This is a genomic window from Mesorhizobium sp. M4A.F.Ca.ET.050.02.1.1, assembly GCF_003997725.1.
In the GTDB taxonomy this organism is placed as follows: Bacteria; Pseudomonadota; Alphaproteobacteria; order Rhizobiales; family Rhizobiaceae; genus Mesorhizobium.
This window is the reverse complement of record NZ_RZSG01001330.1, coordinates 1-815: the sequence shown is the minus strand read 5'-3', so window position 1 is coordinate 815 and position 815 is coordinate 1. Positions and strand designations below refer to the sequence as shown.

The following is an 815-nucleotide window of genomic DNA, read 5'->3' as shown; positions in this document are numbered from 1 at the left end:
GTAGAGGATCTCGCCGCGGGCCTCGGCGAAGGGCTTGCCCATCTCGGCGGTCAGGATGGCCGCCAGCTCGTCGGCGTTGGCGACCATCAGCTCGTGCCACTTGCGCAGGATCGCGGCGCGCTCCTTGGCCGGGCGCGCCGCCCAGGCCGGCTGCGCGGCATGGGCGGCGGCGATGGCGTCCCGCGTCTCGGCGGCACCCATATCGGACAGCGACGCCAGCACCTCGCCGGTTGCCGGGTTCAGCACGTCGAAGGTCCGGGTCGCGTCGCCCGCGGTCCAGACGCCGTCGATGTAGCCGGTGTCGCGCAGGAAGCGCGACGAGAAGGAAACATGCTTGGTCAACGCGGTCGTGAAGGCCATGTCATTTGCTCCGGAAAATGGACGGGGCTCCGGCTAGTTGCCGGCGCTTGCTTCGAGGATCGCGCTCTCCAGAATGTCGAGCGCCTCGCCGAAGACGCTGTCCTGGATGGTGATCGGGGCGAGGAAGCGGATGACGTTGCCATGCACGCCGCAGGTCAGCAGGATCAGGCCCTTATCGAGCGCGATCAGCCGCACCTTGTTGGCGAACTCGGCGCTCGGCAGCTTCGTCGTCCTGTCGTTGAACTCGACCGCGTTCATGAAGCCCGGACCGCGGATATCGACGATCTGCGGCGCCTTCTCGCGCAGCGATTCCAGGCGCTGCTTGAGCCGGTTGCCGAGCTGGTTGGCGCGGCCGCAGAGATCCTCGTCCTCGATGACGTCGAGCACGGCATGGGCGGCCGCGACGCCGATCGGGCTGCCGCCATAGGTGCCGCCCAGCCCGCCCGGTCCCGGCG

General features: G+C 69.0%; 2 protein-coding genes. Both read right to left on the bottom strand.

All coding sequences use genetic code 11. The features are described from left to right. A partial coding sequence (locus tag EOA33_RS37290) for an aldehyde dehydrogenase family protein (RefSeq protein ID WP_127407827.1) occupies positions 1 to 360 on the bottom strand: 360 nt, incomplete at its 3' end. A 33-nt stretch (positions 361 to 393) separates the two neighbouring features. Further along, positions 394 to 815, bottom strand: a 422-nt coding sequence (locus tag EOA33_RS37285) for an aminotransferase class III-fold pyridoxal phosphate-dependent enzyme (RefSeq protein ID WP_127407826.1), incomplete at its 5' end; no start/stop codon positions are given.